General features: G+C 32.3%; 14 protein-coding genes. 11 read left to right on the plus strand and 3 right to left on the minus strand.

All coding sequences use genetic code 11. From position 1 onward, the window contains the following. On the plus strand, positions 1-1751 hold a 1751-nt coding region (ligA, locus tag R2808_RS10765), incomplete at its 5' end, for an NAD-dependent DNA ligase LigA (protein ID WP_371271016.1). Then, positions 1744-2448, plus strand: a complete 705-nt coding sequence (locus tag R2808_RS10770; RefSeq protein ID WP_371271017.1) for a hypothetical protein — start codon at positions 1744-1746, stop codon at positions 2446-2448. The genes ligA and R2808_RS10770, both read left to right, overlap by 8 nt. 126 nt (positions 2449-2574) lie before the next feature. On the opposite strand, the gene R2808_RS10775 is transcribed toward R2808_RS10770, so the two are convergent. From R2808_RS10775 to R2808_RS10785, 3 genes are all read right to left on the minus strand, one after another. Next, positions 2575-3285 carry a class I SAM-dependent methyltransferase gene (locus R2808_RS10775; protein WP_371271030.1) on the minus strand — a complete coding sequence of 237 codons (711 nt, stop codon included), beginning with the start codon at positions 3283-3285 and terminating at the stop codon, positions 2575-2577. 144 nt (positions 3286-3429) lie between these two features. Next, positions 3430-4344 (minus strand): bifunctional UDP-sugar hydrolase/5'-nucleotidase, encoded by a 915-nt coding sequence (locus R2808_RS10780; protein ID WP_371271018.1) that lies wholly within the window; start codon positions 4342-4344, stop codon positions 3430-3432. Then, positions 4344-5123: a 5'-nucleotidase C-terminal domain-containing protein gene (locus R2808_RS10785; protein WP_371271019.1), complete on the minus strand. Its 780-nt coding sequence runs from the start codon at positions 5121-5123 to the stop codon at positions 4344-4346. Before R2808_RS10785 ends, R2808_RS10780 begins: the two co-directional genes overlap by 1 nt. A 50-nt stretch (positions 5124-5173) precedes the next feature. Here R2808_RS10785 and R2808_RS10790 point away from each other — a divergent pair, with 50 nt between their 5' ends. The 9 genes from R2808_RS10790 to R2808_RS10830 all read left to right on the plus strand — a co-directional run. Next, entirely contained in the window at positions 5174-5692 is a 519-nt protein-coding gene (locus R2808_RS10790; RefSeq protein WP_371271020.1) for a hypothetical protein, read from the plus strand. Position 5693: 1 nt separating this feature from the next. Continuing rightward, a complete protein-coding gene (dapA, locus tag R2808_RS10795) occupies positions 5694-6572 on the plus strand; it encodes a 4-hydroxy-tetrahydrodipicolinate synthase (protein WP_371271021.1) in 879 nt (292 codons plus the stop codon). Positions 6573-6656: 84 nt separating this feature from the next. Beyond that, positions 6657-7469, plus strand: coding sequence for an outer membrane protein assembly factor BamD (locus tag R2808_RS10800; protein WP_371271023.1), 813 nt, complete (start codon positions 6657-6659; stop codon positions 7467-7469). Position 7470: 1 nt separating this feature from the next. Continuing rightward, the gene (locus R2808_RS10805) at positions 7471-7785 is read left to right on the plus strand and encodes a DNA-directed RNA polymerase subunit omega (RefSeq protein WP_371271024.1); all 315 of its coding nucleotides are present in this window, start codon (positions 7471-7473) and stop codon (positions 7783-7785) included. A gap of 11 nt (positions 7786-7796) precedes the next feature. After that, positions 7797-9008, plus strand: coding sequence for a bifunctional phosphopantothenoylcysteine decarboxylase/phosphopantothenate--cysteine ligase CoaBC (gene coaBC / locus R2808_RS10810; protein ID WP_371271025.1), 1212 nt, complete (start codon positions 7797-7799; stop codon positions 9006-9008). Next, positions 9001-9897: a DUF4835 family protein gene (locus R2808_RS10815; RefSeq protein ID WP_371271026.1), complete on the plus strand. Its 897-nt coding sequence runs from the start codon at positions 9001-9003 to the stop codon at positions 9895-9897. Before coaBC ends, R2808_RS10815 begins: the two co-directional genes overlap by 8 nt. 5 nt (positions 9898-9902) lie before the next feature. Beyond that, positions 9903-11555, plus strand: coding sequence for a DNA repair protein RecN (gene recN, locus R2808_RS10820; protein WP_371271027.1), 1653 nt, complete (start codon positions 9903-9905; stop codon positions 11553-11555). Between the two features lie 36 nt (positions 11556-11591). Further along, positions 11592-12785, plus strand: a complete 1194-nt coding sequence (gene fabV, locus R2808_RS10825) for an enoyl-ACP reductase FabV (protein ID WP_371271028.1) — start codon at positions 11592-11594, stop codon at positions 12783-12785. A 127-nt stretch (positions 12786-12912) separates the two neighbouring features. Continuing rightward, a partial coding sequence (locus tag R2808_RS10830; protein ID WP_371271029.1) for a choice-of-anchor J domain-containing protein occupies positions 12913-14906 on the plus strand: 1994 nt, incomplete at its 3' end.

The raw sequence follows: 14906 nt of genomic DNA on the forward strand, positions 1-14906 counted from the left end.
ATTCAAAAGAAGATTTAATAGATTGGGTAACGCGTTGCCAAAAAATTTTGGGCGATGTGCCTCTCGAATTTACTTGCGAATTAAAATACGATGGCGCGTCAATTAGTATTACCTACGAAAACGGAAAACTAGCAAAAGCCGTAACTCGCGGCGATGGTTTTCAAGGCGATGATGTAACGAATAATATAAAAACAATAAAATCGGTTCCATTACAATTAAAAGGCAACGATTATCCTGATAAATTTGATATTCGAGGCGAAATTATTTTGCCACTCGCGGGTTTTGAAAAAATGAATCAAGAACTAATAGAAATTGGCGAAACACCTTATTCAAACCCTAGAAACACAGCATCGGGAAGTTTAAAGCTACAAGATTCTGCCGAAGTAGCCAAACGACCATTAGATTGTTTGTTGTATTTTTTAGTAGGAAAAAACCTTGCTATAAATTCGCAATTTGAAAGCTTGCAAAAAGCAAGAGAATGGGGTTTTAAAGTACCAACACAATCTAAATTAGCGAAAACACTCGAAGAAGTTTTTGAATTTATTAATTATTGGGATATTCACAGGCATAATTTGCCTTACGAAACCGATGGCGTTGTTGTTAAAATCAATAATTTTCAGTACCAAGAAGAATTAGGTTACACGGCCAAAGCACCACGTTGGGCTATTGCTTACAAATTTAAGGCAGAACAAGTAACCACAACATTAACTTCTATAGCGTATCAAGTGGGTAGAACAGGTGCTATTACACCAGTAGCAAATTTAGAACCGGTACAGCTTGCAGGAACAATTGTTAAGCGTGCTTCGTTGCACAATGCCGATCAAATTGAAAAACTAGATATTAGAATAGGCGATACTGTTTTTGTAGAAAAAGGTGGCGAAATTATTCCTAAAATTATAGGTGTCGATTTTGATAAACGAAACCCTAATTCGTTACCTACACATTACATTACACATTGTCCAGAATGTACTACAGAATTAGTTAGAACCGAAGGCGAAGCTCAGCATTATTGTCCTAATTTTTATGGTTGTCCACCGCAAATTATAGGTAGAATTCAACACTATATTAGTAGAAAAGCAATGGATATTGATGGTTTAGGTGGCGAAACCGTAGCGCTTTTGTACAATGCGGGTTTATTAGAAAATTACGCCGATTTGTACGAATTGAAAAAAGAGCAAATTATTCCGCTTGAACGAATGGCAGAAAAATCGGCAGAAAATTTAATTAATGGTATCGAAAAATCGAAACAAATTCCATTTGAAAAAGTTTTGTATGCGCTAGGCATTCGATATGTAGGCGAAACGGTTGCTAAAAAATTAGCAAAGCACTATAAAAATATTGACGCATTAGCTAAAGCTACTTTAATGGATTTAGTGCTGGTTGATGAAATTGGACAGAAAATTGCGCAGAGTGTCGAACAATTTTTTGAAAATCAGGAAAATATGCGTATAATTGATAGGTTAAAATCGTACGGTATTCAGTTTGAAATGGTAGAAAATTCAAATGAAAATGTTTCTGAAATTTTAAAAGGAAAAACATTTGTAGTATCAGGTGTTTTCGAATCGTTTTCTAGAGATGAACTTAAAAAAACAATTGAAAGTAATGGTGGAAAAGTAGGAAGTTCAATATCATCAAAAACAGATTACGTAGTGGCAGGCGATAATATGGGGCCATCGAAACTTGAAAAAGCCAATGCGTTAGGTATTACAATTTTATCGGAAAAAGAGTTTATTAACCTATTATATGTATAAAAATAAAGCAACTTTGTTGTGTTTTGTTTTCTATATTCTGGCTGTTGTTATTTATCTATCGGCTTTAATTGTGGGAAATTATAATGTGCAATTAATTAGCAAACCGTTAATTGCGCCATTAATACTTTTACCGTTTTTATTAGCTGTGAAAAAAGAAAAAAACAACAGTATTATGTTGCTTATAGTGCTCATTTTTGCTTTTTTTTATGTAAGCGATATGTATTTTCTTTTTAATAAAAACAAACCTAGTTTAGTTCAGTTTATTTGTTGTAATCTTGGTTATGTTTGTTTTGTAACCTTACAAATTTCCGATTTTATAAAAATTCCAAAACAAGAGAAAAGAAGATTATTAAAAAGCACTACTTTTATTGCAACGGTTTCTGCATTAACTGTGGTTTTAAGTGTTGTACTGTTAAATATAGAAACACATTCTGCTTTTGAAACTTTTCTTTTTTTTGCGTTTGTTTTAGAATTTATTCTAATGATAGCTTTAACTACGCTTCAAAATACGTATAAAATAAATGAAAAGGGAATGTTTGAAGCACTAGCAATAATTTGTTGCATTGTTTCAGATTTGTTTTTTGTGTTTAATTTTTATTTCTACGAATTGCATGTTTTGGCTTTTATTAGCGCAGCTTTTAAATCTGTTTTTTATTGCTTTTTAGGGTATTACCTTTATTATAGAAGTGTGGAATAAAAGTTGTGGATGCCAAAAATTGCCTACTTCATTCACTAACAGTTACGAATATAAATAAAACGTTGATTTAATAGTTGCCATTTCTGATAAAAAACAAACCTTTTCTAGCTGTTATTATACACGTTGTTATTTGTTAACTTCTTTATTTTTCACACACACAAAAATCTGTTTTTCTGAATTGTTGTTAAATTTGTCTTCATCAAAATTTCCAAATTTATGTAAAATAGTAAATCCAGAAAATTTCAAATAACTGTCTAATTCTTGTGGATAATACATTCTCATGTCTAAATTTTGAATAGAATGAAATACGTCATTTATGAAATAATGCCACTCAATTCGATTGATTTGAGTTTTACTTTCATATTTCATGGTCTGCTCAATAATTACTTTTCGATTATCAGTCGTTATATATTCAGCAATTTTATTTTGTTTTTTTTCAGCTTCTGTTATGTATTGAATGTTTGGATTATAACAGTCAAAAATAAATAATCCATTGTCTTTTAAATGTTTTTCAACAACTTTAAATGCGTCAAACAATTCATGATTTTCATATAAATGATGAATGGAATTAAAGGGAATAAAAATTAAGTCATAACTATGGGTTAAATCTAATTTTTTTATATCCGCTAGAATAAAATTAATTTCTACTTTTTCTTTCTTTGCTTTTATTTTAGCTTGTTCCAACATTGACTTTGAGTTGTCAACTCCAGTAAGATTAAGTCCGTCTTTTGCTATGGGTATGGTAAGTCGTCCAGAACCACAGCAAAGTTCAAGTATTTTAGCGTTTTTTTTTAGGCATCCAATTTTTATAAAACTGCAAATCAGACAGAAAAGTATTTAACCCGTCATAAATATTAGCATCGTAAATTAAATTACCGACTTTATATTCTGTAGTTGTTGTGTTTTCCAAAATTCAGTTTGTTTAATTTTTAAACAGTTTATTTTCAATGATGCGTTTTTCAAACATAGTACGTAACCTATTTACAACCTAATATTTTTTGCATTAGCATCAAAAAATGTATCAGTAGTAAAATAAAAATCGACTCTACCAAGGTTTATACCATAGCAACCAACTTGGTTTACCAAAACGGGTTTTCCCTCGCTGTTGTTTAAAAGTGTAGGTTTTTCTAAAAACGTGTGTGTATGGCCACCTATAATTAAATCGATGTTTTTGGTTTTTTGTGCAAGTAGCACATCGCATATTTTGTTAGGCTCATTTTTGTATTGATATCCTAAGTGCGATAAGCAAATAACTAAATCGCACTTTTCGGTTTCTTTTAAGGTTTTTACAATATCTTGTGTAACTTCTATGGGGTTGTTGTAAATAGTTTCTTTGTACAATTTTTTATCAACCAAGCCATTAAGCTCTACACCTAAGCCAAATATCCCAATTTTAACACCATCTTTTACAATAACTTTATAAGGTTTTACTAATCCGTTTAAAACCGTATTTTTAAAATCGTAATTAGCCGAAACAAAATCGAAATTTGCATGCGGAAGTTGTGCATAAAAACCTTCTATTCCATTGTCAAAATCGTGGTTTCCTAAAGTTGCTAAGTCATAATTCATCATACTCATTAGCTTAAATTCAAGCTCGCCACCATAAAAATTAAAATACGGAGTTCCTTGAAAAATATCGCCAGCATCTAGTAGTAATACATTTTTTTCTTCTTTTCTAATTTTTTCAATTAAACCAGCTCTTTTAGCTACCCCGCCTTGGCTTGGATATTTAGGATGATGGGCAGGAAAGCTATCAATATGACTGTGGGTATCATTTGTATGTAAAATGGTTATTTTTTTTGTTTTAACTGCTGCAAAACCATCTAATGGAAAACTTCCAACCGATAAAAGTGCAGTTCCAGCTATGGTATTTTGTAAAAAAACGCGTCTTTTCATTAGTTTGTAATAATGTGTTGTGTGGTAAGATTAGGAAGTGCGTTAACCGATTTAAAATAATCGATAAATAAATTTCGCAATTTGTAATCTAAATCATATTTAATAGTACTGTCTTTAAAAAAAGTCATGCTGTCGCCACCATTTGCTAAATAATCGGATGTGGCAATATAATATATTTTGTGAGGTTCAACTTCGGTAGTATCAATCATAATTTTTGTTATAGCTTCAGCATTTTCATCGGTATAAATTGTGATGCCGTATAGTGGGTGCGGTTTTTTTTCGGCTAAATAGTACGTAGCTAAATCGGTTATTTCTTTACCTGTTAACCCCACAACTACTACGCTATTTTCGAAAGGCATAATTTCGTAAGCCGTTCTTACGGTTACATTTCCTTTTGGAATAACAGCTCTAATGCCGCCGTGATTGAGCAAGCAAGCATCAATTTTTTTATTAAATTTTGATTGAAAAATAGGGCTAGCAAATTGAAAGGTAGCTTGTGCAAATAAATTGCCAATATTAGTTTCCCATTTGCCTATACTTTTGTCTTGAGCAACAGCATTGTAGCATAAAACACTATCCATTTCTTGGTTAATATGCTCTCTGTATGGCGCAACAAATTTTTCAATAGATTCTGTGGCGGTTAATTTTTCATTAATAGTATATTGATTGGCAGTAACTTCGTAAACTGTTTTGGGTGTATGACATCCGTAGCTAAAAAAAAGTGTTAATAAAAAAACAAAATATACGGTAATAGTTGTATTCTTTTCTATTTTTACCATGTAGAAGTTGGTTTAAAATAATTAATTTTGTACAATTACGTAAAGGTACTATGTTTTTAAGAATTATAAAGGAGTTTTTTCTAAAAAAAATTGTTGATAAAAGGTTAAATTTATACAAATTACCAGATAGTAAAGATAAAATAACAACTATTGGCGTTATAGTTGATGCGGTAAATTCATTGCATAATAATCTGTTAATTAAGGAGTTGATTAAGTCTGGTTTTAACGATAAAGAAATTGAAGTTTTAGTTTTTAAAGAAAAATTAAACAAAAAAGAAGAAATTAACGAGCCCTTTTACACTTTAAAAGATATATCGATTAAAGGCGAAGTTAAAAAAGAAACCGTTACTACATTTGTAAAAAATCCTTTCGATTTGCTTATTAGTTATTACGACGAACCCAGGGCTTCGTTAAATTTAATAGCAAAAAAATCGCAAGCTAAGTTTAAAGTAGGTTTTGCCTCGGTAGATAAACGAATGAATCATTTGCTAATTAGCACATCAGTAGAACAACCACAGTTGTTTGTTCAAGAATTACACAAGTATTTAAAAGTATTAAATAAAATTTAACATGCAAAAATTTATTGGCACAGGAGTAGCATTAGTAACTCCATTTAAAAGCGATTTTTCGGTAGATACCGAGGCTTTAAAAAAAATTGTGAATTACGTTATAGAAGGTGGCGTAGAATATTTAGTGGTTTTAGGAACTACTGCCGAAACTGCAACGCTTACACCTAGCGAAAAAGAAACAGTAATTGCTACCATAACAGCAGCTAACAACAATCGTGTGCCAATGGTTTTAGGAGTTGGAGGTAATAATACAGCACAAGTTGTCGAAGAATTAAAAACAACCGATTTTTCAAATTTTGATGCTATACTTTCGGTTTCGCCCTATTACAATAAACCAACACAAGAAGGAATTTACCAGCATTTTAAAGCTGTTGCACAAGCTTCGCCAGTTCCGGTTATTTTATATAACGTACCTGGGCGAACAGCAAGTAATATGCTGCCCGCTACCGTAGTAAGACTAGCAAACGACTTTAAAAATATTATAGGAATTAAAGAAGCAGCAGGCGATATAGTGCAAGCTATGAAATTAATTCAAAATGTACCGTCTAATTTTCTTGTAATTTCGGGTGATGATATGATTACTTTGCCAATGGTTTTAGCAGGTGGCGCAGGTGTTATATCTGTAATTGGCGAAGGTTTTCCAAAAGAATTTTCAACAATGGTTCGTTTAGGATTAGAACGAAAAGTTGACGAAGCTTACCAATTGCATTATAAGTTAGCCGAAGCTATAGATATGATATTTGAACAAGGAAATCCTGCAGGTATAAAAGAAGTTTTTAAAACCTTAGGCATCAGTCAAAACACGGTTCGTTTGCCACTTGTAAATGTAAATGAAGATTTAGCCTTACGTTTAGAAAAATTCACAAAAAATAGTAACTAAAAAAAGATTTTTATAATAGTTAAATAATAACTATTTTTGCGGTTCGTTTTTTAGCAACCGTATTTAGCTGTAAGCGATAAATTTATGAAAAAAATAATTGTAATTTTACTAGTAACCTTAACACTAATTTCGTGTAGCGAATATCAAAAAGCGCTTAAAACTGAAGATGTTGCGGTTAAAAATGAAGTAGCCGAAAAATTATATAATGCAGGAAAATACAAAAAAGCCATTCGTTTATACGAACAAATTGCACCTTCTTTTAGAGGAAAACCAAATGCAGAACGGTTGTTTTATTTTTACTCAAAAGCACTTTACCAAAATAAACAATATTATTTAGCAGGTTACCAATTAGAAAATTTTGTATCGGCTTATCCGCGAAGCGAAAAGAAAGAAGAAGCTTCTTTTTTAGCAGCAGAATGCTATTATAATTTATCGCCAGTTTATAGCTTAGACCAAAGTGATACAGACAAAGCGTTAGCTAAATTGCAAAATTTTATAGACACCTATCCTAATTCTGAATATTTAACTAAAGCGAACGAATATTACAGAAATTTGCAATTAAAATTAGAAAAGAAAGATTTTGAAATAGCAAAACAATACTACGATATTTCTGATTATCGTTACGAATACACAACCGCAATTAAAGCGTTAGATAATTTTATAGCCGATTACCCGGGAACACCTTACAAAGAAGAAGCAATGTTTTATAAATTTTCGGCAGCCTACAAATTAGCGAAACAAAGTATTCCGTCTAAAAAAACAGAACGCTATTTGCAAGCAAAATCAAATTATAATAGCTTAATTAAATTTAAACCTGATTCGAAATTTAAAGACGAAGCAGACCAAATTTTAGCAACTATAGAAAAAGAATTAGAACAATTACCTAATAATAATTAAAATGGATTTAAAAAAAACTTCGGCACCAGTAAATACCATTACTTACAACAAAGACGAAATTGAAAAACCTACGGGTAATATTTACGAGGCAATTACTATTATAGCCAAAAGAGCTAACCAAATTAACACAGAAATCAAAAAAGAACTGTTAGAAAAACTAGACGAATTTGCTACGTATAATGATAGTTTAGAAGAAATTTTCGAAAATAAAGAACAAATAGAAGTTTCTAAATTTTACGAAAAATTACCAAAACCGCAAGCATTAGCTGTGCAAGAATGGTTAGAAGGTAAAACGTATTTTAGAGATACTAAATAAAAACAAACGGCATGACTGTTTTAGGTGGTAAAAAAATAGTACTCGGAGTTTCCGGAGGAATTGCTGCTTATAAAACAGCTCATTTAGTACGACTTTTTATTAAAGCAGGTGCGCAAGTACGAGTTGTAATGACACCTGCTTCTAAAGATTTTGTAACACCGCTTACACTTTCTACACTTTCAAAAAACCCTGTAGTTTCCGAATTTTATTCCGAAGAAAACGAAAACGAACTTTGGAATAATCACGTAGAACTAGCACTTTGGGCAGATATTATTGTAATAGCTCCCGCTACAGCTAATACGCTTTCTAAAATGGCAAATGGCAATTGCGATAATCTTTTAATTGCAACTTATTTGTCGGCAAAATGTCCAGTTTATTTTGCTCCAGCTATGGATTTAGACATGTACAAGCATCCATCAACTAAAGATAGTTTTTTAAAACTTAAATCGTTTGGTAATAGTATAATTCCGGCCGAAAAAGGCGAGTTAGCTAGCGGACTTTCTGGCGAAGGAAGAATGGCAGAGCCTGAAAATATTGTTGCTTTTATTGAGAATGACATTACTGAAAAACTTCCATTAAAGGGAAAAAAAATACTTATTACTGCAGGACCTACTTACGAAGCTATAGATCCCGTGCGTTTTATAGGAAATCATTCGTCTGGGAAAATGGGTTTCGAAATTGCAAGAGAAGCTGCTAATAAAGGTGCAACAGTAATTTTAATTACAGGGCCAACGCATTTATCTATAGAACACAATTTTATTCAAGTTGTTAAAGTACAAAGCGCACAAGAAATGTATGTGGCTTGTAATCAATTTTTTGCAGATGTAGATGCAGCAATTGCCGCCGCTGCCGTAGCAGACTATAAACCTAAAAATGTAGCTTCTCAGAAAATAAAAAAGAACGATGTTGCGTTATCTATAGAATTAGAAAAAACAATTGATATTTTAGCTTCTTTAGGAAAAAATAAAGAAAAACAATATTTAATAGGCTTTGCACTAGAAACCGAAAACGAATTAGAACACGCAAAGCAAAAAATAATAAAAAAGAATTTAGATTTAATTGTATTAAATTCGTTAAATGATAAAGGTGCTGGTTTTGGATTTTCAACAAATAAAGTTACCTTTATCGATAAGAATTTTGTTGTAGAACCAATGGATTTGAAATCGAAAGCCGATGTTGCTAAAGATATCATATCCAAAATAATAACTCATTACAATGCGTAGCTACTTATATACTATTTGTTTTTTGTGTTTTTGTTCCTTTATTCAGGCACAAGAACTTCAAGCAACTGTTTCGGTAAATGCCGATAGAATGACCGATGTAAATCCGCAAATATTTAAAAACTTACAAAAAAAAGTAAACGATTTTATTAATAATACAGCGTGGACAAACCAAAAATATGAGCAAAATGAAAAAATAAATTGTAATTTTTTTATTAATGTTTCAGAGTTTAATCCCGATTCTAACGTTATTAAAGCTACGTTGCAAATTCAATCGTCTCGCCCTATTTACAATTCTAACTATACCTCGCCAATTCTTAATTTAAACGATAAAGATTTTGCCTTCCGATTTTTAGAATTTGAACAATTAATTTACGATCAAAATTCGTTTACTTCAAATTTAGTTTCGGTTTTGGCGTATTATGCTCATATTATCATTGCATTAGATAAAGATACTTACAGCGCAATGGGCGGAAACGAACATTTAAAAATTGCTGCAAATATTATGAATATTGCACAATCATCGGGTTATGGTGGTTGGACACAAAACGAAGGAAACAACAATAACCGTTACTTTTTAATAACCGATTTATTATCGAATACTTATACAGCTTACCGAACAGCACTATTTGAATATCATTTTCAAGGATTAGATATAATGGCAGACGACACCAAAGCAGGAAAAGAAAAAGTAAGTCAGTCTATAGCAACACTTTCAGAAATTCAAAGTTTTCGCCCAAATGCACTTGTAACAAGAACATTTTTTGATGCAAAAGCAGATGAAATTGTATCTATATTTACAGGTGGGCCACAAGTCGATACAAAAAAATTAATTTCAATTTTAAATAGAATTTCTCCATTAAATTCTCAGAAATGGAATAATATTCGTTAATTTTTATGTTACTTTCATTAACTATTAAAAATTACGCTTTAATAGAAAGCTTAGAAATCGATTTTTTTACTAATTTATCTGTTATTACGGGCGAAACAGGCGCGGGAAAATCAATTTTATTAGGCGCAATTGGTCTTGTTTTAGGTAATAGAGCCGATTTAAATTCGCTTAAAAATAAAGAACAAAAGTGTGTTATAGAAGCTCGCTTTCAACTGCAAAACTATAATTTGCAACCAATTTTCAATCAGCACGATTTAGATTACGAAGACGAAACCATAATACGCCGCGAAATACTGCCATCGGGTAAATCGCGCGCATTTGTAAACGATAGCCCAGTTAATTTAAGCGTTTTGCAAGAACTTGCTAGCTATTTAATAGATATTCATTCGCAAAATCAAACAAGCAATTTGTTTAACGATACCTATCAAATTGAATTGTTAGATAGTATAGCTCAAAACACTAGCTTGCTTACAGAATACCAACAAAATTTAAAGCAATTAAAAAAAGCGCAACAAAAAATAAATGCTTTTCAAGAAGAACAAAATAGTTTAGCTAAAGAACAAGAGTATAACCAATTCTTATTACAAGAATTAGTAGCAGCACAATTAAAAAGCAATGAACAACAAGATTTAGAAGAAGAACGAGAACAACTTGCAAATGTAGAGCTAATTAAAGAAAGTTTAGATAAAACTTTAGCAATAGCTAATAACGACCAAGTAGGTGTGCAGTACAATTTAAAAGAAATAAAAAACGCATTTCAAAAAATAAGTTCTTTTGCTAACAATTATAACGATTTGCACAATAGAATTACCAGTATTACTATAGAATTTCAAGATATTTTAGACGAAACCTTACAGTTAACCGAAAAGTTAAACGACAATCCGGAACGTTTAGAATTTATTAATACAAAATTGCAAACAATTTATAGTTTGCAACAAAAGCATCAGGTAACAACCATTTCAGAACTATTGCAAATACAGCAAGAATTAGATGAAAAAGTAATTAAAGTTGACGGTTTGCAAAACCAAATACAACAACTAAAAGCCGAAATTGAAACAATTACTCAAAACATAACACAGTTGGCTAATCAAATTTCGATTAATCGTAAAAAAGTGGCTCCAGAATTAGCTACTAAAATCGAAAATAGTATTAAGCAATTAGGTATTCCAAATGCACAAATAGCATTTAATTTTACCACACTTTCAGATTTTCAAAAAATGGGTACAGACGATGTGCAGTTTTTGTTTTCAGCCAATCAAGGAGTGGAACTTGGTTTGTTAAAAAAAACAGCTTCGGGTGGAGAATTATCTAGAATTATGTTAGCTATAAAATCTATTGTTGCAGCGTACTCTAATCTTCCTACCATTATTTTTGATGAAATAGATACAGGTGTTTCTGGAGAAGTAGCTTTAAAAATGGGCGAAATTATGAAGAAAATGAGCCAAAAAATGCAAGTTTTTGCCATTACACATTTGCCTCAAATAGCAGCAAAAGGCAGCCAGCATTATAAAGTGTTTAAGTATAGCCAAACCGATACGACAGTTTCAGAAATTAAGCTACTTTCATTTAACGATAGAGTAGTAGAAATAGCCGAAATGTTATCGGGAAAAAATATTTCAGAATCGGCATTACAACACGCCAAAACATTATTAAATTAAAAATAGTATTTTTGTATATCTATAAAACTAAAATGTATGATTATTGAACCTAGAATTCGTGGTTTTATTTGCTTAACAGCCCATCCAGAAGGTTGTGCGCAAAATGTTAAAAATCAAATAGAATATGTAAAATCAAAAGGAAAAATTAACGGCCCAAAACGAGTACTGGTAATTGGTGCTTCAACAGGTTTTGGTTTAGCATCGCGTATAGCAAGTGCATTTGGTAACCAAGCATCAACAATAGGTGTTTTCTTCGAAAAAGAGCCTAGCGAAGGTAAAACAGCTACACCAGGTTGGTACAATTCGGCAGCTTTTGAAAACGAAGCAACGGCTGCAGGTTTATATGCTAAAAGTATTAATGGCGATGCCTTTTCAAATGAAATAAAAGAGCAAACAATTAATTTAATAAAGCAAGATTTAGGTCAAGTAGATTTGGTTATTTACAGTTTAGCGTCGCCCGTACGAAAAGATCCAAAAACCGATATTTTATATCGTTCTACATTAAAGCCAATTGGGCAAAAATTTACCGATAAAACTGTAGATTTTCATACAGGAAAAGTTTCAGAAGTTTCTATAGAACCCGCAAATGAAGAAGAAATAGCCAATACCGTAAAAGTAATGGGAGGCGAAGACTGGGCAATGTGGATAAACGATATGAAACAGGCTGGAGTACTGGCAGATGGTGTGTTAACATTAGCCTATTCTTATATAGGGCCAGAAGTTACAGAGCCTGTGTATAGAAAAGGAACAATTGGTCAAGCAAAAGACCATTTAGAAGCCACTGCTTTCGAAATTACCAATTCGTTAGAAAGCATTAACGGAAAAGCGTATGTTTCGGTAAATAAAGCTTTGGTAACACAAGCAAGTTCTGCTATTCCAGTAATTCCGTTGTATATTTCGTTGCTTTATAAAACAATGAAAGAAAAAGGATTACACGAAGGTTGTATAGAACAAATGCAACGCTTATTTCAAGATAGGCTCTATAGTGGGAAAGAAATACCAACCGATGATAAAAATAGAATTAGAATAGACGACTGGGAAATGCGTAGCGATGTGCAAGAAAAAGTAAAAGAACTTTGGGCAATAGCCAATACTGATAATTTAGATAAAATAGGCGATTTAGCAGGTTATAAAAACGATTTTTTAAATTTGTTTGGCTTTGGTTTTGAAGGGGTTAATTATAAGGCTGATACAAATGAGGTGGTAGCTGTTTTAAGTATAAAAATATAACTTTTTTAAGTTTTTATGTTAAAAACAGGTGTTGTTTACTTAATAACACCTGTTTTTTTTGTTATATTATGGTGGTTTGCTAAAAATATTTTATCTTAGCACCAGTAACTTAATACCTAATTATAGAATGAAAAAAATTACTTTTTTATTAACGATTACTTTTTCGTTAATTATTAACAATGTCTTTGCGCAAGATAGTTGCGCAAATGCCGTTGCACTTACGCCAGGTACACAGCAATGTGGGAATACTTCGAGTGGTGCAGATGTTTATGACAACAGTACGTGTTTAGGGAATTATGATGGTGGAGACGATTATATTTTTTCGTACACCGCTACAGAAACAGGAGAAACCCTAACTTTAGATTTAACAGGTGTTGCCGCATGGACAGGTTTTGCTCTGTCAGATGGTTGTCCAGAAGATGGTGGAACTTATAATTGTTTGGGTTCTGCTACAACAACAGCTGCTGGAGATATAGGATTTACTTCAGATATTTTAACAGCGGGTACTACGTATTATATTCATATTTCTACTTGGCCAGCTCCACAAAGTACTGATTTCTGTTTAGATGCAGTTGTAAACCCAGCACCTACTTGTATTAACCCAGCTAATTTAATGACAGCTAACGCAACTACAAATTCTGTAGATTTATCTTGGACAGATCCTTCAATGGCTCAGTACAATTTCGAATATGTAATTCAAGCTGCAGGAACTGGTGAACCTACTGGCTCAGGAGTTTATGTTGGCGATTTACAAGCACTTGCAGTTACTACAGATATCGACTCAAATCCTTTAACGCCTGCAACTACTTATGAAGTATGGGTTAGAGCAACTTGTGGGGGTACTGACGGCAATAGCGAATGGGTAGGCCCAGTAAATTTTGCTACGCTTTGTGATGCACTTCCGGTTCCATTTATGGAAGGTTTTAATTCAGATTCTGCAACGCAAACTTGTTGGACAGTTTTAAATGAAAATGCCGATGGCGATTCTTGGAATATGGATTATGCGACTAATCCTTACGAAGGTAATCAAGTGGCGGCATTATATACAGATTTTAATGCTGGTGCAGATGATGACTGGTTAATTTCTCCAACCTTAACTTTAACAGGTAATCAAAGATTAAAATTCCATTATAGAGTTCAAAGTGCAGGAGAACCAAATGATTTTGAAGTGTTATTATCAACAGCGGGTACAGATCCTGCAAGTTTTACAAATGTTTTATTACCAGTTGCAACATATAGTAATATTACTTATGTTGAACAAATAATAGATATATCGAGTTATTCTGGCGATGTTAACATAGCATGGCATGTTCCTACTGGTAGTCCAGATGGTTGGAGAGTTTATATTGATAATGTAATTGTAGAAAATATTCCTTCAACTGTTCCGCCTTGTGCAACAAATATTGTGGCTACTCCAGATGCGGCTTGTGGTAATTTTGAAAACGAAATTACTTGGGATGCAACAACAGGAGCCGATGGTTATTACTTAACTATTGGAACTAGTACAGGTGCAAACGATATTTTAGATAACCAAGATTTAGGTAATACTACTTCATATTCTTTTACAGGTACAATAGGTACAACTTATTACTTTACGCTAGTACCTTATAATGCAGTAGGCCCTGCTGAAAATTGTGTAGAAGAAATGTTTGCAACTAGTACCAATGGTTGTTACTGTACGTCGGCTCCAACTTCTGTGGATGGCACAGGTATAACTAATGTACAAATTGTTACAACCGATTTTCCTAATACAGTAGCTGCTTCACCAGTTTATAACGATCATACAGCTACAGTAGTTGATATGTCGCAAGCCATAAATAACAATGTTCAAATTACTTTTAACGTTACTTCTTTTGGCACAAATTCTTATGATTATAATACAGTTATTTGGATAGACTTTAACGATGATTATAATTTTGATGCTACTGAAATCGTATATGTAGGACTTTCGCCTACAACAGCTGCACCAACTTTACTTGATGCGTCATTTGTTATGCCTGCAACAGCACCTCTTGGTGAGCATAGAATGAGAATTGTAGCTACTGATGCATTACAAAACCCTTCAAACCCTTGTTATAGTGGTACATATGGTGAAACTGCAGATTTTACAGTTAATATTAT

It is taken from the genome of Flavobacterium sp., from assembly GCF_041392005.1.
In the GTDB taxonomy this organism is placed as follows: Bacteria; Bacteroidota; Bacteroidia; order Flavobacteriales; family Flavobacteriaceae; genus Flavobacterium.